The sequence below is a fragment of the Bifidobacterium sp. LH_491 genome, from assembly GCF_056356495.1.
On sequence record NZ_JBKEUI010000001.1, the window covers coordinates 1,660,418 to 1,678,790 of the forward strand.

Genomic DNA, 18,373 nt, shown 5'->3' on the forward strand with positions numbered 1-18,373 from the left:
GGGCTTCGGGAGGCGTCTGATTGACGTGGTCCGTCGGTGTTGTGGAACGCGAGACGTTCTATGACGTAACCATCGGTTCATTGTCGGTAGAAGTAACCTTCCGGGGCCCGGGCCGGCTGCAGGCCGGTGGCGTCGAGAACGATTCCATTCCGCGTGGAGTCCGTGTTGGGGGAGTGTGTGGGGTCGACGGTGATGATCGCCTCTACCGTAACCCACGCGTGGTTGTCGGGGGTGGCGGTGACGTGGGCGTTTGCGGATGGGCGTACCACAAAGCCAAAGGGCGTCATGTCGAGAATGCAGCATGACATGAGTTGGCGTGACAGAACAAACGATCCTGCTGGTGTTCGAGGCGATACGTCGACAAAGCCCTTGACCCGGACGTGATATCCCTTGTACAGATTGGGGTAATGGTCGATATGCTCATACCAGGAGCCGAATTCCTCGTCGCTTATGGTAATGGTGTGTCGTGCCTGATCCAGGCCATGTAGTCCTGGAGGAACCAACGCGTGGCTGGCGATGGATGTGCGAGTAATGGGGATGGCGATGCCGCCTCCGTAGGGGTCGAATCCTTGATCGGACATTTGTGGTGTGAACGGTATGCTAATCAAGAGTGCGGGGATGAACAGGCAGCACAACATGGATGAACATGATTTCGGTGTGGCGTGAAAGTGACCTTTCCATGCGAGGGCCGCGCATGTGAGCAATATTGGTACCGATGCGATGAGGTAAGGCAGCAGCCGGGGAGTGGTGAGACGCTCGTAGTATCCGCTCCATGTTGCGTGCGCAATCGCCAGGGAGAGCGTTGCGAAACTGAGGGCTTCAACGCGGTCGGCGGGACTGGGTGATGTGTTCATTGGTTATCCTAAGGTCGAGATGGGGGCGATGAGTAGGGCTCCGGCGAGACATGCCGCCAATACGGTAATGATGATGCGCGCGATGTATCGGCTGGCGCATTGTTGTAGGAGAAGCGCGATGTTCTTGCCGTTGCAAATGGGGCCGAACGTCAAGAATGCCATGATGGCGGGAAGAGGCAACAGGGGGCTAAGCGCCGCCGCTATGACTGCGTCGGAGGATGAGCAGACCGAACAGCATGCGGAGATTGCCATGGCGAGGATAATGGATGCGGCGAGATTAATGTGAAGGCTGGTCGTAGTCCCTTGAGAAGAGAAACTCCGTAGGATGGTGTTGCATATTGAAGAAGCGAGGCAGGCCAGTAGGGTTATCGGCATGATTCTCATGAACTCACCGTGTGTGTGCGCGATGATTGAGGCGATGCTGGCTCGTGCCTGCGTATGGGGTGCTGTTGTGTATTGTGTGGTGCATTGGGGGAGTGCTGAGGCGCGGCGGAGGGTGTGTTCGGCTGGTCTGATAAGAAATGATGCTGCTGTGGCAAGCGCCACCGCAAGGCTGAAGAGCACGCGCAGCGCGACTAGCCAGGGCTTGCTCGGGAATGCATAGTATGTTGCCCATAGCGCTATGGGGTTGAGGGTCGGTGCCGCGCATAGAAATGCGACGGTGTACGCGCTGTTGGTGCCTCGTCGGGTGAGGCTGTTGAATAGGGGCGCGGTGGCGCAGTCGCAGCACGGTAGGCATGTGCTGGCGCATATGATGGCTCCGATGCCGAGGAGTGGATGGCGATGGAGTCCGGTGACTGTTGGGGGACGGTGCGTCCATATGCGAATGAGCGCCGATCCGACGCTGCCGAACAGCACGAATGGTATTGCTTGGATGATCAATCCGGCTGTGCCAGTGCCGATGCGTACGAGGGGAATGGGGAATCCTTTGGATTCCAGCATGGCGGCTGAGGCAATCAGTAGGGATATGGATGGTATGCCGATGATCAGGATTGCGTAGTGGTTGGATAGCGCTAGTTCCTCCGGTTTGCGCCGGGGCGTTCCGTGCATGCGTGGCATTAGTCCACATTATCAAATGGTAATTGTTCTCAATAACCGAAACGCCTTATATGTGACTAAATTTGCACAAGCGGTCATTTGATGATATATTGGCTAATGAGAATCATTATCGAATAGAATGTATGAGGGAAGAGAACATGAGGCACGAGCATGTGGCGTGGTCGCTGCGCCGGGCGCTTGCGAAGGTGTGCGCCAGCATATGCGCCATCATTACCGTGATGGCGTGGTGGGGTCCGGCCTATGCGGATGACCTCACGCAGGTCATCGATCCGAACCAAGGTCAGGGTTCTGGGCGGGTGGTTATTCGTGCGGGTCATGTCGACATGGGGCCAACCCTGGAAACCGGGGCGTGGAAGATTCAGCTGCATGATGACACGGGTGAGGTGTCCTATTGGAGGATGCCCGAGGATGTCGTGTTTTCGCTGTCCGATGAGGCCATTATTCCCATGCCGGATAACAGCACCTATCAATTCTTGGAAGAAAAGCCGGGAACGCCGTTATGGGTGATTCCCCAGACGCAGGAAGACCATGTTCCTTGGCTGGGTTGGAATACCCAGGATCCCGCACTGCTCTCACGGCTTAAAGATGGCATGCGGCTCAGTCTCGACGGCGTACAGGGGCCGGGGCGTGTCGATGTGTACCTGGAAAACGGCGATTTGCAGCCGCCGCAGCAAATCTGGTCTACGACACGAGCCTACCCGCAGCCGACATGGATAGAAACCAATGCTCATACCCATGTGAATTGGGTATTCCATCGGCCGGGAGTGTATTTGTTGCGTTTTACGGCCAGCGGAACCCTCACTGATGGCACTGTGGAACGAAACACTGCTTTACTGCGCTTTGCGGTTGGCGATGCCACGGATCCTCAGGCGGCATTCGACGCTCGTTACCGTGAGTCGGATCATGCCAACAGCGCCAAAAAAGAAGCCACGCAAAATAACGACGCCGCGAATTCCACTCGTGATAGCGGTGACGAGCATGACGGGCTGTTGTACTGGGTGTGGGTTCTGGTCGTCATATTCGGCGTGATCTGCATGGTATTCGCCGTGGTGGTTGCTTTGGCCGGCAGGAGAGCCAAGGCGCGATATATGCGCGCGCATGAGCAGACCTTGCGTCAGGCTGCGCATGATCGTCCATCCAATCAATCCGATACGTCATCAAGTGAACAACCGCTACATAGCAAGCGCGGCATCTGGCATCAGGGGGAGGAAAGCCATCATGAGTGAGCGTTTGAAAAAGGGTCTTGTACGCAATGTGCTGGTATGGCGTTGGATTGCGTTGTGCTGCGCGGCCGTATTGTCCGTAGGCTGGTTGCCGATGGCTCATGCCGCCGATATGTCGCAGGATGGTGTCGGTCAGCATGATGGGGCTGATAATGCGATGCTGTGTATGGCGCAGGACGATGACGCTCCTGATGGCAGCATGGTGGAGCAGCAGGGCGATGCCGGCAACATGCCTGTTCCCGGTAAGCGCTGCTATGTCGCCGGAGTCCATAGCGACGTGTTCAGCATGTATCTGACTGCGGGAGAGCATCGCGCTTTGGTCTTGAAAACTCGGGCCGATGAGTTGGTGCCCGGTGCTGGCGACGGCACAAGATATGACTCCGACACATTGGCGTTCGTGGTGCCGGATGCAGCCAAGCAGGCGACTGGTGATTTGCCTGCCCAATATGACTTTTTGCAACGAGCTTCAGGCAATGGCGATATATGGTATTTGCCTCAGACGCAGGATTCCCGGCTGTTGTGGGCAGGCGCCAGTACCGAAGCGTTGGTGCGTGCTTCCGAGAACTTGCGTGGCTCGCAGGCGACGCTTGAGCTTGTTGGTTTCCGTGGTCCTGGTCAGGTTATGCTCTGGCAAGATGGCGTAGAGGGGGATATTGTCCCGTTGCTGGGGTCTCCTGACAGTGGTTTCCCGCGGTCGCACACCATGCAGATTCCTCAGCATGAACACATGAATTGGGCATTTACTCGGCCGGGGCGTTACGCCCTGACCATGCAGGCGAGTGTGACCGTTGACGGCCAGCTGTTGACGGATACTCAAGAATACATATTTATCGTGGGGGAAGGCGGAGTCACACCGGGTGACTCGAGGGTGACTGCCGTCGCCCATCAGGGCGGCGGCAGAACCCGTATTGACAGTACGGTCGCTGCTTCGGATTTCGGCAATCCTCAGGGTTGGGTGAGTGTGTCCGACGAACATGGAGTCTTGGCGTGGTCAAGGGTGATCGGTTCTCGTGCTTCGGTGACGCTGCCATTGGCGGATAATGATGTCAGTCGCTTGAGGGTGCAGTTCCATCCACGCTTCGCGGAAGATATGAATGGCGCCGTATCGTCGGTGACCATGGGTGAACCTGATCCCTCCGTCGGTGCCGGAGAACAAGGCCAAGGGGATGGCGGCAAGGTGGTGACTCCGAAACCGGGATCTGGCAGAAATGGTGAGGGTCCAAGGCCTGACGCCAGGCGTGGCGAGTCGCCTTCGAGGAATTTATCTGATGTTTCTGCCTCAACCGGAGTTCAGCAGCAGTGCGATTCGCGCGATATGGTGGTGTTGGATCACGGTCATATGGATATCGCCGCGTTCTCCCCATCCGGTCGTGGTCTGCGGATTGTCGTCCAAGAAGATGTCACCGGCAGTCATGTGCGTCGCGATCCGTCGTCGGTCATGATATGGGTGCGGGATGCATCTCGAGTTGCCAATGCGTGGCGGGTGCCGCAGACGCAGCGCAGCGGCATTCCTTGGCTGGGATGGAACAACCAGTTCCTCTCTCGTCGTGATGTTCCGGTGACGTGGACCATTGAAGACGTTCGGGGGCCGGGACATGTGCGGGTATGGATGCAGGGTAATCTGGGTCGTCCTGGCGAGACGGTGTTCGATAGTATTTCCCAACGTACATATGTGATTCATCCTAATACGCATGCGCATGCCAATTGGGATTTCAGTGCTCCGGGGTATTACGCGTTTCGTATGAGGATGAGCTCGTCGTTGGGCTCGGATGTGCGCACGGTATATCTGACGGTCGGCGATCGCGATCCTCATGCGATGCCGCTGCCTTGTACGGTCCAGCAATCTTCGAGGCAGATGCGGGAACCGGTGTCGTCCGGCGATATTGCGGTTCCTGGAGTAATGACGCCTAGCGAAGGTGAGCGTAGCGATGAGCAGTCCGCAGACATCGGTGACTCGGAGCAATCCGATGACGATGGTGTGGAAGTGCCTCGTTTTGACCGCCCACGAAAGAGCGGCGTCCATGGATCCGTCGATGCTGTGGGCGACAGGCCTTCCAATATGTTTTCGCGGCGTCCGTGGCTGAGTGCATTGGCGTTCGTTATGCTTGGAGCCTCTGCGACGATGGCTGTGATGACAGCCGTATATGCCGTGCAATGCATCAATAAGACTCCGCGAGATGAGATATCGCGGGATGGGGTGCCGCATGCGTAACGGTTGGAATAGAGCCGTAGCTAGTGTGTTGGCGGCGTTGTCCTTGGTCTTGATGTCTGCTTGTGGTTCTGGTTCTGGGCTCGGTCGTGAGGCTGGGTCGGGGCGGCTCAATGTGGTCACCACCACCGGCATTATTCGTGACATGGTCCAGCATGTGGCGGGTGATCGAGCCAATGTGGTGTCGTTGGTTCCTGATGCGGCGGATCCTCACAGTTATGAGCCATCCTTGCGTAAGGTGCGCGACGTGGTTTACGCCGATATCGCGTTCAGCAACTATATGCTGCTGGAGGAGCATCGTATCATTCAGACCTTGGATGCGAATTTGCGAAAGGGTGTGCCGAACATCCAGCTAGCGGAGGAATCTACGCGATATGCCGCGGAAGTCATTCCACTGGTAGAAAATGTTTCGTTGGATACCGTGTGGTTGGGCGTCGCCGCAGAGGGCATTCCGGCCGATCAGCGCGATGGCCATATCGTCGTGAAGCCGGTTACCGTGCATGGACCTGGCGCAATGATGGCGTATGTAACGGACACCTTTGGCCGTGTGGAATTATATGTTGACTCGAGTGACGGCTGTGAGAACGATCCGGGCATTTCGCTGCCGGCGGGCGCGCATACGCATTTGAGTTGGGCGTTTACCGCTCCGGGAACGTATGACGTGCGCTGGCAGGCATGGTGGGATGACGGTTCAGGCAAACGGGAGGATATCGGGCAGACTGCAACCACGTTCGCGGTGGGAGTGAATGCGCGGCAAGTCGCGATGCGGCATCATGCCGCACATGTGCTGGATTCCGGACATGCCGATTTGACGGTTGATTACAGTCAACGCAAGTTTTCATATCGTTTCGATAACACCGAGCGGAACGATAGCGATCATGGGGCGTTGCATCGTGAGTATTGGCGGACCGACGATGCCATCGTGGAAGTGCCCACGAAGGCGCTGCATGCCATTCCGCCAAGTCGTGAATACCGTTTCTTGGGGTCGCCTCGAGACAAGGTGTATGTGTTGCCTCAAGCGGTGCTTGGTAAGCATGTGCATGGAGAAATCGATCCGCATCTGTGGCAAAACGTGCGCAATGGCATTGCGTATGTTCGTACGATTGCACACGGACTGTCGAAGGTTGATCCCGCTCATGCGGACCGCTATCAACGGAACGCGGCTTCATATATTGAGCGTCTACGCAAGGTGGATGCCTATGTCTCCGAGACATTGCGTTCCATTCCTGAACGGCGACGAATGCTGGTGACAACTCACGATGCTTTCGGATATTTGGCGCATGCGTATGGTTTGCATGTGGCTGGCTTTGTCACGCCTAACCCTTCGACCGAACCGAGCATGGAGAGCCGTAAGAAGCTGACGCAGACGATGCGTGATCTACGCATACCGGCGGTGTTCATTGAAGCCAACCTTCGATCGAGGGCGTCGGTTCTTCAACAGGTGGCGAATGACGTGGGAGTCCGTGTATGTCCCATATATGGGGATTCGTTGGACGGCAAGGTTACGAGTTACGAGGCAATGATGCGGTTCAACGCGGACAGTATCAAGGAGTGTTTGTCATGAAAGAGCAGTCAATGCAACCTGATGCGGACGGCAGCCGTGTGGTATTGCAATGCCGAGATGTCAATGTCGATCTTGCGGGGCGTCCTGTGCTGCGCAACGTGAGCTGTTCGCTGCGCAGTGGTTCGTTCGTGGCGTTGCTGGGGCCGAATGGCGCCGGTAAAACCACGTTGATGCGTGCGTTGCTGGGGCTCGTTCCCTGCAAATCTGGACAGGTGAATATCGGCGGTCGTCGCATGGCGCGACGTCATGGTGCTGTCGGTTATGTGCCGCAGCGACGTTCATTCGCATGGGATTTTCCCATTAGCGTGTTTGATGTCGTGGTTATGGGGGTTGTCGGAGGCGGGCGTATCGCCCGGTCTGTGTCCACGCAGGAATACGACAGTGCCATGCAGGCGTTGGAACGGGTCGACATGGTTGATTTGTGCAAGCGTCCGGTGGGGGCGTTGTCGGGTGGGCAGCGGCAACGTGTCTTGGTGGCTCGCGCTTTGGCGGCGCGGCCGGAATTGCTGCTATTGGATGAGCCTTTCACGGGATTGGATATGCCGACGCAGGATCTGCTGACGGAAGTATTCGTCCAACTTGCCCGCGAGGGAGCATGCATACTGATGAGTACCCATGACATTGTTGGAGCCATCGAATACTGCGATGAGCTGATATTGCTGAACCAAACCGTGCGGGGCGTGGTCAATCCGGGCGATGCTTTCGACGATCAATTGTGGTGCGATGCCTTTGAAATTGCGCCGACGCATCCATTGCACCGCGCATTGCGGCTACAACAGGAGGGGAAGCGATGATATTGACGCCATGGGATTTTATTATGGATTTGAGCAATCCCGATTTATGGTTTTTGCTCAAAGCGTTGATGGTCTCCTGCATGAGTGCCTTCATATGTGGCATTGTCGGTGTTCACGTGGTGCTCAGGGGTATGGCATTCATTGGCGACGCGGTGGCTCACGCGGTGTTTCCCGGGCTTGCCGTGGCATTTGTGATTGGCGGCAACCTGGTTGTCGGAGGCGTGGTCTCCGGCGTGGTGACGGCTATCATAGTGGCGGTGCTCAGTCAGTATCGTCGGATTGGGGAAGACACCGTTATCGGCATCGTGTTCGCCGCCGCATTCGCGCTGGGTATCGTGATCATCAGTCAAGCCCCCGGATATGCGGGTTCGTTACAGTCTTTTCTGTTTGGATCGATCACGGGTATCCCCGATAGCGATATCGTCATGGTTGCGGTCGCAGGTAGCATAATCGTGACGATACTGACGGTAGTGCGGCGTCCGCTCATCGCCGTAAGCCTCGACCGCGAGCTTGCCGCTGCGGACGGCCTGCCGGTATTTGCTCTCGATTTGCTGTTGTACGTGATCGTATCCGTATCGGTCGTGCTATCGGTGCAAACCATCGGTAACGTACTGGTCCTGTCGCTATTGGTCGCCCCCGCTGCGACAGCTCGTCTGCTTACCGATTCATTCACCGTCATGTCCATACTCTCTCCCTTGATTGCGGTGGTGGGAGTCACGCTCGGCATGTATGTGTCATGGAGCGTGGAAAATGCGCCGGCGGGCGGAACGATCGTACTGACGTTGACCGGAATATTCATATTGACATGGATTGTCTCCCCAAAACACGGGTTGCTGGCAAAAGCGTTGCATACGCAGCGGGCGCATCGGAGCGTATAGGAGACGGTTATGAACACAATTCAGGACATGGTTGGCAATAACGATATAAGGGGGAATTCTCCGAGAAAGGGGCGCACTATGCGCAATAGTATGACAAGAATAGTGGGATCGCTGCTGGCAATCCCCACGATGCTCGCCGGAATGGCAGTAGCGGGGAGCGCGTATGCGGTGGAGGACGCGCGTGGTCCGGCACCGGCGGCCAAGCCTGTGGTACGGACCGCCGATCATGTCGATTCCCCGCATGCGTTTTGGCAGGATAATAATTTCGTACTGCGCTCGCATTCAGGGGAGGCTCCCTATCCGCGCATCGACGATACGGTGAATTGGATTGGCAAGGGGTGGTACAACGGCGGTCGAGCTACGTATATTTACACGGTTGCCGACGATAAGGCTCATGCGTTTTTAGGGAAGTCTGGACAGCGTTTGTACTTGGCTCCGGCCGTTCCGGATACTACGTCCTATAGTCCGATTTGGATGGGCATGGGCGCGGACAAGGCAATCCCCGTTGACCGGTTCCGCGATGGGCAGTTCACGTTGGATGTTATGCGTGTGCAGGGTCCGGGACGTATGGAATTTTTCAATGACGACGGAGACCAGGTGACGCGGCTGCTGTCCAGCCAGGATCCGAGTTACCGTTCGTATTGGATGACGGCGGGGTCCCACACCCATAACAATACGACGTTCACCAAGCCTGGGCGGTATGTGGTTACATACCGAGTGAGTGCGCGGACGAATGACGGTCAGCTGGTGAAGTCCGCGTCGCAGCATCTGGTATACCAGGTGGGCGGTGCTAATCCGTCGAGTAATACGCTGCCGGGCGATATGTCCGATGTCGCCGCCGCTTATAATGCCGCGGCGTCTGTGGGGAATCAACGCACGGTGACGGTAACGCTCGAACCCAAGCGCAACAAAGCCAAAGCGGGTGATGAGGCGCTCACGACGATGAGTCTCGATACGCATCATACCAATGATGAGGGTGTGGCCGTGTTTACCATCGACGGCTACTATCTCACGCAGGTTCCGGTTCATCAAGGCAAGGCTTCGTGGGATGAGATGCTTGGCGATCTTCCTTCGTCGATTCAGGCGATGTATATTCCTCGTTCGGGAAGTACGGCTCGTTGGATATCGCAGCCCGTGCAGTATCGGACGGGACTTGCCCGGACTGCGGTGTCGCAGGGCGCGTCGGAGCTCAGTCCGGAGAACGGCAGTGATGTGAGCCCGGTGTTTCCGTATAGGGAGGGTCATGTATCCAGCGCAGACCGGCTGAACGTGTCGTTGTCGGCGATGGACGGCGATGGGCGTGTGGCTATGCACGCGCATATCGGCGACAAGGATTTCTATGCCAAGATCATGGGCGGTGCGTACGAGGGCGACGATGACGTTCCGGCGTGCGCCGTTGAGGATACCGCTATCAGCGGGTATGCGGATGTCGATAAAAAACTCAATTGGTCATGGTGCCAGGATTCCGGAGAAACCTATACGTTGCGCTTGCGCATAGTGCCTCACGCGTTGATCGGTGGGCCATCGGGAGAAATTGTGGTCAAGCAATACGATCCGCAAAAAGCCTATAACGATTTGCATGTGCAATGGAATGGCGCCCCTGTCAAGGATCATGACGGAGACACGTCTAATCCTGCGCCGAAACCCGCGACCGGCAAGCGTGACATACCAGTAGGGCAGTCGTTCCTGTGTGGAAAGACCTATTGCATATTCAATAACGGGCATCTTGATATTTTTGCTGGCGGTATTGCCGGCGATGGCAAGCCTACGCTCGACATCAAGGAAGACATCACCGGCTCCGAAGTGCATCGAAATCCGGAACAGGTGTTCCTTAAGGTCAACAAACTGGCGCATCGCAAGAAGTTGTCGAAGCAGACTTTTGGGGTGAGCGAGGCGTATGTGTTGCCGCAGACCCAGGATCAGCGTGTGCTGTGGCCGGGTTGGGATACTAATGGCATTAAGTCGCATGGGTATCGTGCGTCCGCCGTGCACATTGAGTCGCTTACTGGTCCCGATGGCGGTATGGTATTCGCTTTCCAAGAGCAAGGATTGGGGGGTGGCGAGTTGCCGGTTGCGTCTGACGGTGGACTGTCGTTGGCGAAGGGCAAGACCATTGAGATCGCCCAACCGTCTCATGCGCATCTTAATTGGGTGTTTACTAAGGCGGGCGTGTATCGCATGCAGGCTCGCTTGGAAGTTAAGGGACGTACTGCCGGTGAGGCAAGTCTCATGAGTGCGTCGCATACGTATACATGGTGTGTGGATGTGGCGTGCCCGGTGCCCGCCGATGATGTCGCTTCGGTCGGTGATGGCGGCGTCTCTCCCATTGCGCAGCCGGTTCCGGAGCGTGATGATGTGATTGTTGGTGCCGACGGTTCGTCGGATGCTGTTCGCGACGGACGGGAAACTTCGTCGGATGCTGCTGACGGAGAGTCGGTTGCTGCTGCCGGGGCGAATGGGAACGTTGATGCAAAAGGGCAGGCGTCTCAGCCTGGGCAGGTGACGCAACAGGGTGCGTTGGCGCTGACCGGCGGGTTGGCTGTTGATCCCGTTGGCGTGGTTATTGCCGCGGCAGTGGTAATCATGATGCTATCGCTAGTGTCTGTTGTGGCGGTGCGCCGCACGATGCGGCCTTAGCGCATTGGATTCGTGAATGGTCGTGGGGTTCTTGGTGAATTCTACGACCGGTGTGATTGCCGGCGTAGACGGAAGGCTGAACCGTCGCGTCGGCAATCACATTCTCGGGGTCATGCCGAATACGTATAGCGATGCAACGTTTCCAGCAAGAGCCCGATCGTGGCGTGCATTTTGTCGAGGAACAGGTATTCAACACTGGTGTTGGCGCTGAGAAAGATAAGCGCGGAGAGATTACTGATGATTTCGGGGTCCGCGGATGATGTGCCGCCGGTCAGTAGTGTGATGACGCGTGTGAAGTATTCTCGCTCAAACTCACGGAATTGTTCCCATTGGCGCGATGATATTTTTTGCGAGACATACATAATGTCTTCGTGGGTGACGAAGGTCATGTGTTGGTAAATATCTTGATAGGCCTGTTGGATTGCCCGAGGGTCTGTGCTGTTGGCGACGGATTCCTCCAGCGTGCGGTAATTCTGCTCCATCTGGTGTCGTATTGCACTGAGGAGGAATTCTTCTTTGGACTCGTAAAGGGAGTAGAAATAGCCTTTCGAGGTGTCGATGATGGCTACCAGCTGGTCGACCGTAGTGTGTTTGTAGCCCTGTTTCATGATTAGGGCGAAGCCTTGTTCGAGTAGAACGTTGCGTTGTTGCGCTTTGGTTGTTTCATCGAAGATGTTGGGCATGCTTCCTCACTTTCCGCCAAAAGCATTGTAGCTGATGGTTGGGCGTGTCGACTGGTTTGGCATGGCGTTGCGCGGAGTGATGGTGGGGGTGTTTGATTTTAAATGACTATTTCATTAATATGGTCATTTGAATGCGCTGGTGGTGCTCGTGCCCGCAATGTATCTCAGTTTTTCGCGGGGGGGGGGCTTGCTCGCGTAGGTAAAGAAACAAGAAGAAGAGGAGTCTCATGGATACACGAAAGGTGTCATTCGGAGCGCTATGTTCTACTGTGTGGGCCAGAGTGGTTGGCGTACTCACGGTAGTATGTGTCGCGCTCGTCGGCGGAGTGGTTGGCGCTCTCCCCGCGCATGCCGCCGAGCACAGTATGGGCAAATGGCCTATTCCCGAAGGCGCTACGACGGGATATAGGTCTAATCTTATTAGCGTCGGAGTCAGCTATGATGGAGCGGCTCAGGATGATTCGAGCTTTGACGCCACGCTATCTTATCGTGCCATAGTGGACCCTGCTCTGGATTGGATTTATTTTCGTTTCGATCAGCAGCTAGCTCAACATATAACGCAGATTACGGTAGAGGCACAGCCCGATTCAGCGTCCCCAACTGTAAAATATAAGCGCTATGCCGAAAAAGTTGGATCTGAGACCAAGGGATATGTGGATCTCGTTGGCGGCTACAGTAAGGCCGTGGATCCGTATGCGAAAGAGACCAACGTCTGGCGTGTGCTGAACTCTAAGAATGCTTGGAAATCTCCGGCCGGGGAAGACAATCCTTATTTCCGCGGATTCTTTGTCGGAAACTGGGGCGTATTCACTGATGTGCCATTGCAGAATTATAAGAACTGGGCCAAGGTACATGTGAAGCTCGACAAACCTTTGCGAAGTATTTTAAGCGATGCGGGGCGTGAACACTTTGATATGGATGTCCGTTGGCAAGATAATGGATTGGACGGTCAAACATATTTCGTTGATCGCCATGCTCAAACTGCGGCTTCTATCACTGACGACCATTTGGTACCTACGAAAATTGCCAAAAACAGCAATTGGCTGGCATCAAACGCATTCGGTGACATTCTTTTCGGCTACCAGGCGCCGATTATGCAAGCAAATAGACATAATGGTCGGGCTGATGCAGGTGTTAGCGTTATGCGTTTTGTAAGATATTATCCTCCCGGCATCACTTCGTATAATTCAGCTGTCGGATTTAACAAACCGGTAGACATGCATATCGAGATTCCGCGAAACATACTCGATAATGTTGCCGGAGGAAATATCGTCGTATGGGATAAGTACTCGGTTACAACGCAGTCCAAGGTCAAGGACTTGGGGGATGCATCTGGTCAGCCTCTGATCATTCCGGTCGATCGTTTCCAGACGATCGGGTCGAATGGTGTTGTCGTACTCACCAATCGCGAAGAGATGAAAGAAAAGGCGCAGGTTGGTTATTTCTACGCCAACGATATCAATGATTATTTGCAGCCTAATGCCAGTACTCCAGTTGTTGGAGGAACGGTAATTGATATCCCGCTTCGTGAGGACGGCTTGAAACAGGCTCTTGCCGGACGTCAGACCAAGCGTCTGCGTATTAGGACTTTCATCACTGATCGCGACAATAATGCCGACCGTTTGCTGCCTCGCTCGGTGATCGCTTCGTCCTGGGCTATGGATGTTACGGCGGATCCTGAGGTGCACAATATCAGCGTGCCCAACGGTGATAAAGACATCGTAGACGATCAGCAGAAAAACACCGCGCGCGAAACGCAGAACTTCCTGCGAGGCACCGCTACCGCTGGTGCGGAGGTTCACGCGTTGAAGGTCGTGGGAAGCACGCGTACGGTGATTGGCCACACTTTTGCGGATGATAACGGTCAATGGTCGATGAAGCTCGAGGATTTGAGCTCAGCCAATGATGCGCTTGTTCCCGACACCTCTAAGGACGGACAGGCTAAGACGCTTGCTGACTTGGGCATTACCGCTAATGGGGATGCCAAGCTTGTCGTCGTGGCCCGTGACGGGTTTGACTTGTTGTCGGATGACGTTGATGTTGCCGTATCGAACGTTCCTACCAATAAGCCAGCAACCACGTATACGGCGCAGAAACCTGTCGATCGTTCCGCAAAGACTCTGTCTGGTACGTTGGGGCATCAGCATCAGCATGGCACCAAGACTGTGGTGACGGCGTATGCTTTGGTCGATAACGGCAAGCAGAAGATTGGAGAGTCTCAGAAGATCACCGGGAAGATCGACGCTGACGTGCAATTTACTGTTCCGTTGAACGAGAATGCATTGCAGGAATGCCCGGTCGTGGTGCTCTCCGCACGTGAAGCCTCGTATCCTGCCGATTCATCCAAGCCTGTCGCTGAAGCCTTGGATGATGGGTATGGCGCTTCTGAAGATGTTCGCGTGCCGGTATGCCAACAATATACGGTCACTTTCCATCTTGATAAGGGTATCCAGCGTAGTGGTATTCCGGAGTCGTTGACGGTAACGCAAGGCAAGGCGTTGGGAGACCAGTTCCCCAAGGGGCAGCCGGTTCGTGCCGGATACGTGTTCCAAGGCTGGTCCACCGACCAACATGCCCAGAAAGCGAACTTCGACAAGAACACCGCGGTGAACGATAACACAACGGTTTACCCCGTGTGGAGTCGTGATCCTAGCGCAGGAGTCCCCAAAGTTGATGGACAGGCATTCTCTCACGCTGCCATCGACCAGAAGGATGTTGAGGCCAACGGCGTGGCAACCCATACCTTGACGGTGGTGTTGAAGAACAAATTCGGTCAGCCGATCACGGGAGCCAAGGATTATCTGTCGGTTACCGGACAGACCGAAGGATTCGCCATTGATGATGCCGTGCGGGTAAGCGCTTTCACGGAACATCCCGATGGGACATACACGGCGACAATTACCTCCACAAAGGCCGGCAATCCTCAGTTTGCCGTTGCGTGGAAGCATGGGGACCAGCATGTCGACATTGCTAAGGGACTGACCGCACGATTTGTGGCCGGTGCGCCTGATTTCAACAACGTCGAACATGTGCGTTTCACGGTAAGCCAAGGCAACAAGCCGGCGAACGGTGGCACGCACACGGTCACGGTTGTTCTGGCTGACGCGCATGGTAATCCTGTGAGCGGTGCGGCTGGCAAACTTGCCGGTTCATCTTCGGGGCTTGAGGGTGCGACCGTTAGTGCGTTCCAAGCAGTGAAAGGACATCCTGGTCAATACCAAGCGACTATTACTTCGTCCCATCACAAGGCCGGAACTGCGGTTATCTCGGTCCGCTATGAGAGCCACGCGGTGTCTGTGTCGGCTCATGGCAGGGACGCGGCTCACTTCGTTGCGGGCGTTCTTGATGCTGCTTCTTCGACTGTTGCCGTTATCGACACTCATTCCAAGAAGCCAGTTTCGGAGGTTACTGCGGGCACGGAAGTTGAAGTGAAGGTCACGCCTCATGATGCTGACGGCAACAGTGTTAACTTGGGCGAGCATGTAACGGTTTCCGTTCCTGGCGTGCAGGATCCTGTGGTTTTGGATCGCCAGAAGGATGGTACGTACAGCAAGCGTGTGACGGTCACTAAAGCCGGTCATGGTTCGTTGAAATTCCCTGATCACAAGAAGCTGAATGATAAAGCTTCCTTGAAGGTCAATCCGGGGGCTGCCCATGAGGTGCGTTTTGACAAGACGGTGCCGAGCGAGGCGGTTTCCCATGTTGAATTCCAGGCCGGTGGCGCGGTAGTTGTCGATCAATACGGCAATCCTGTCGCCAAAGGCACGCCCGTTTGGCTGGATTATCCTGGTGGCGGTAAGGCCTTGCAGGTCTCGGACAACGGTCACGTTGATTTCGGCAAGATTACGGCTACCAAGACCGGTAGGGGCTCGCTGCGTTTGTCGGCGGGTGCTCAAGCAGGCGGGACTGAGCTTGGACACCATGATCTCGTGGTGCGTGTGGGTTCGACGACTCGTCCGACGGTTGATGTTCCGGTGCCCGCGACCGCTGGCGTGGTTTCTGGTACGGGCAAGCCGGGCGATCGGGTGCGTGTGTGCGTGTCCCGTGGTTCGGGCGATCCCGTGTGCGTGGAGGGCGAGGTGTCCGATTCGGGTCGTTACGAGGTGAAGTTGCCGGAGCCGTTGGTCGATGGCGACGTCGTGTCGGTGGTGGCGACGGATCCGTCCACGGGCGGTCGTTCGCCCGAGACGCGGGTCACGGTCTCGTTCCCCGCGCCGGTGTCGGGTCGTGCCGAGGGCGTGCCTTCGGACGCGGTGGTCGGCTCTCATGTGTCGGACGCGGGTCGTGTGGTGGTGTCGGACGCCGACGGGCATCCGGTGCCGCGTGGCACGGTGGTGTACGTGACGGTTCCGGGGGCCAAGGCTCCGGTGCGCGTCGAGGCCGGCGATGGCGGCGTGGTCCGCGTGCCGGGCTTCACTCCTCGCGAGGCCGGCGACGCGTCGGTGTCGGTGTCGGTGAATCGTGACGGTTCGCATCCGTTCGTGACGGTTCCGGTTTCCGTGGTTCCCGCCGCTCCGGTGGTCACGGGCGCGAACGGCGTGGCCGTGACGGGCCGTGCGGGGGCCGGTGCCGGCGAGGGTTCCGAGGTGACCGTGTATGGCGAGGACGGTTCCGTCCTGGGTCATGGCCGCGTGGGTTCCGATGGGTCGTTCAGCGTGCGTTACGATTCGGGCAAGGCTCCGTCCGACGGGGCCAAGGTGCGCGTGGACGTGGTCGACAAGAAGTCGGGCAAGCGTTCCGCCCGTTCCGAGGAGTTCGTGGTGCGTGTGGGTTCGACGACTCGTCCGACGGTTGATGTTCCGGTGCCCGCGACCGCTGGCGTGGTTTCTGGTACGGGCAAGCCGGGCGATCGGGTGCGTGTGTGCGTGTCCCGTGGTTCGGGCGATCCCGTGTGCGTGGAGGGCGAGGTGTCCGATTCGGGTCGTTACGAGGTGAAGTTGCCGGAGCCGTTGGTCGATGGCGACGTCGTGTCGGTGGTGGCGACGGATCCGTCCACGGGCGGTCGTTCGCCCGAGACGCGGGTCACGGTCTCGTTCCCCGCGCCGGATCCTGCGAAATCGTCCTTGGCGGTTGAGCCGGGTACCCCTAAGGTTGGTGAGCGTGCGACTATTGTGTACACCCCGCGTGATGCCAAGGGCAATCCTGTTGAGGTTCCTGCTGGCGACCGTGTGGTGGCGCATGTACCTCGCGCCGATGGAACAACGCTTGATGTAGTGTTGGAACGTCGCGCTGACGGTACCTATGCCGGTACGTTTACCCCTGATGCGCCTGGCGACATTACGATTGTCTCCACGGTCGGAACTCAGAATGGTCCCTCGACTACCGTGCATGTCGAAGAGGCCATCAAGACCAATATTCCCGACCCGGTGTTTATTGAACCGCACACGCCTTCCTTGCAGGTCGATCCCAGTAATGGCGTGCGCATTTCGGGAAGCACTGAACCGGGTGTGTCCGTTACGGTCACTTATCGTGACGCTCAGGGACACCAGCATGTTGTCACTGTCCCGGTGGATGAGCGTGGTCACTTCTCCGCTGACCTTGACCCGAATGCGGCGGATGGTAGTGTCATTGAGGTTGCCGCCCAGGATCCTACCGGTCCGGTGACCAAGGTGTCGGTGAACGTCGATGCGGTGGCGCCTGTTCAGCCCACTATTGTGATTGACCGCAATAAGCCGGGTGTGGTGTCTGGAACGACTGATCCGTTCGCCAAGGTTCGTGTATGTGTGATTCGTCATGATTCCGGAATGAAGGATTGCCATGATGCGGTTGCCGATGAGCACGGCAATTACACGGTTGAGGTTCCCTCGCTTGCCGATGGGGATCGGGTTGAAGTTGTCGCAACTTCGGGCACTGGAGCGTCTTCGTCGAATGAGAAGACCATCGATTGGAGCAACGCTCTTGAGGATGTCCGTTTTTCCGGTGACGGACAGGCGCTCGAGGGACGGACTGACCCGGGTGCCACGGTTGTGGTTACTCTTCCTGATGGTACCGTGCTGAAGGGCTCTGCGGATGATAACGGTCATTTTGTGATTGATCTGCATGGGCATGAAGTGCCTGTTGGTTCCAGCGCACAGGTTGTTTCCACTGATGCGGAAGGCAACAAAGCTTCTGTGACTGTTACCCGCGAGGGTAAGGTTTCGGACGATGCGCACAAGTCCGGGCAAGGTAATCGGAACGACAGCCAACATCAGCGTGGTGTGTCCAAGGTGACGAAGGTGCGTATGGCGCAATCGGGTTCGAGCGTGGCTCTTATCGCGATGGCGGTCATCGTTCTCGTGGCCTGTGGCGTGGCGATTGTCGTGCGTCGATAGTCGTTCAAGCCATTGACGGTGAGGTCCGTTTTTCGGGCCTCACCGTTTTGTTTATCGTTGGTGTTTGTTTATCGTTGGCGGAGTTTGCTGGATGGAAAGAAATGCAATGGAATGAACAGTTAGGGTCGTAGGCTTCTTTGCCTGCCTGTGCTGTCAATGGG

The 18,373-nt window shown here is 56.5% G+C and carries 10 protein-coding genes; 7 read left to right on the forward strand and 3 right to left on the reverse strand.

The genetic code is table 11. The annotated features are described in order from the left end of the window. Positions 1-77: 77 nt before the first annotated feature. Together AC1AWK_RS06425 and AC1AWK_RS06430 are read right to left on the reverse strand one after the other, a co-directional pair. Complete coding sequence (locus tag AC1AWK_RS06425; protein WP_476569101.1) at positions 78-854, reverse strand: TIGR03943 family putative permease subunit; 777 nt, start codon at positions 852-854, stop codon at positions 78-80. Positions 855-857: 3 nt separating this feature from the next. Then, complete coding sequence (locus AC1AWK_RS06430) at positions 858-1,913, reverse strand: permease (RefSeq protein ID WP_476569103.1); 1,056 nt, start codon at positions 1,911-1,913, stop codon at positions 858-860. Positions 1,914-2,050: 137 nt separating this feature from the next. Between AC1AWK_RS06430 and AC1AWK_RS06435 the strand changes: the two genes are divergently transcribed. The 6 genes from AC1AWK_RS06435 to AC1AWK_RS06460 all read left to right on the forward strand — a co-directional run bounded on the left by AC1AWK_RS06435 (position 2,051) and on the right by AC1AWK_RS06460 (position 11,218). Then, positions 2,051-3,139, forward strand: a complete 1,089-nt coding sequence (locus AC1AWK_RS06435) for a choice-of-anchor M domain-containing protein (protein WP_476569104.1) — start codon at positions 2,051-2,053, stop codon at positions 3,137-3,139. After that, positions 3,132-5,348: a TIGR03773 family transporter-associated surface protein gene (locus tag AC1AWK_RS06440; RefSeq protein ID WP_476569106.1), complete on the forward strand. Its 2,217-nt coding sequence runs from the start codon at positions 3,132-3,134 to the stop codon at positions 5,346-5,348. The genes AC1AWK_RS06435 and AC1AWK_RS06440 overlap by 8 nt, the downstream gene beginning before the upstream one ends. Next, on the forward strand, positions 5,341-6,909 hold the full coding sequence (locus AC1AWK_RS06445; RefSeq protein WP_476569108.1) for an anchored repeat ABC transporter, substrate-binding protein: 1,569 nt from the start codon (positions 5,341-5,343) through the stop codon (positions 6,907-6,909). The genes AC1AWK_RS06440 and AC1AWK_RS06445 overlap by 8 nt, the downstream gene beginning before the upstream one ends. Then, entirely contained in the window at positions 6,906-7,703 is a 798-nt protein-coding gene (locus tag AC1AWK_RS06450) for an anchored repeat-type ABC transporter ATP-binding subunit (protein ID WP_476569110.1), read from the forward strand. The genes AC1AWK_RS06445 and AC1AWK_RS06450 overlap by 4 nt, the downstream gene beginning before the upstream one ends. Beyond that, the gene (locus tag AC1AWK_RS06455) at positions 7,703-8,581 is read left to right on the forward strand and encodes an anchored repeat-type ABC transporter permease subunit (RefSeq protein WP_476569674.1); all 879 of its coding nucleotides are present in this window, start codon (positions 7,703-7,705) and stop codon (positions 8,579-8,581) included. Before AC1AWK_RS06450 ends, AC1AWK_RS06455 begins: the two co-directional genes overlap by 1 nt. Positions 8,582-8,671: 90 nt before the next feature. Next, the gene (locus AC1AWK_RS06460) at positions 8,672-11,218 is read left to right on the forward strand and encodes a choice-of-anchor M domain-containing protein (RefSeq protein ID WP_476569112.1); all 2,547 of its coding nucleotides are present in this window, start codon (positions 8,672-8,674) and stop codon (positions 11,216-11,218) included. Between the two features lie 110 nt (positions 11,219-11,328). On the opposite strand, the gene AC1AWK_RS06465 is transcribed toward AC1AWK_RS06460, so the two are convergent. Beyond that, positions 11,329-11,901: a TetR/AcrR family transcriptional regulator gene (locus AC1AWK_RS06465; protein WP_476569114.1), complete on the reverse strand. Its 573-nt coding sequence runs from the start codon at positions 11,899-11,901 to the stop codon at positions 11,329-11,331. Between the two features lie 227 nt (positions 11,902-12,128). On the opposite strand from AC1AWK_RS06465, the gene AC1AWK_RS06470 reads away from it, so the two are divergent. After that, entirely contained in the window at positions 12,129-18,212 is a 6,084-nt protein-coding gene (locus AC1AWK_RS06470) for an Ig-like domain-containing protein (RefSeq protein ID WP_476569116.1), read from the forward strand. Positions 18,213-18,373: the final 161 nt, after the last annotated feature.

Bases quoted from the DNA above. Each gene is read 5' to 3' on its own strand.
- AC1AWK_RS06465 (WP_476569114.1), bottom strand. From the start codon at position 11,901: ATGCCCAACATCTTCGATGAAACAACCAAAGCGCAACAACGCAACGTT.
- AC1AWK_RS06435 (WP_476569104.1), top strand. From the start codon at position 2,051: ATGAGGCACGAGCATGTGGCGTGGTCGCTGCGCCGGGCGCTTGCGAAG.
- AC1AWK_RS06440 (WP_476569106.1), top strand. From the start codon at position 3,132: ATGAGTGAGCGTTTGAAAAAGGGTCTTGTACGCAATGTGCTGGTATGG.
- AC1AWK_RS06450 (WP_476569110.1), top strand. From the start codon at position 6,906: ATGAAAGAGCAGTCAATGCAACCTGATGCGGACGGCAGCCGTGTGGTA.
- AC1AWK_RS06425 (WP_476569101.1), bottom strand. From the start codon at position 854: ATGAACACATCACCCAGTCCCGCCGACCGCGTTGAAGCCCTCAGTTTC.
- AC1AWK_RS06470 (WP_476569116.1), top strand. From the start codon at position 12,129: ATGGATACACGAAAGGTGTCATTCGGAGCGCTATGTTCTACTGTGTGG.
- AC1AWK_RS06445 (WP_476569108.1), top strand. From the start codon at position 5,341: ATGCGTAACGGTTGGAATAGAGCCGTAGCTAGTGTGTTGGCGGCGTTG.
- AC1AWK_RS06430 (WP_476569103.1), bottom strand. From the start codon at position 1,913: ATGCCACGCATGCACGGAACGCCCCGGCGCAAACCGGAGGAACTAGCG.
- AC1AWK_RS06460 (WP_476569112.1), top strand. From the start codon at position 8,672: ATGACAAGAATAGTGGGATCGCTGCTGGCAATCCCCACGATGCTCGCC.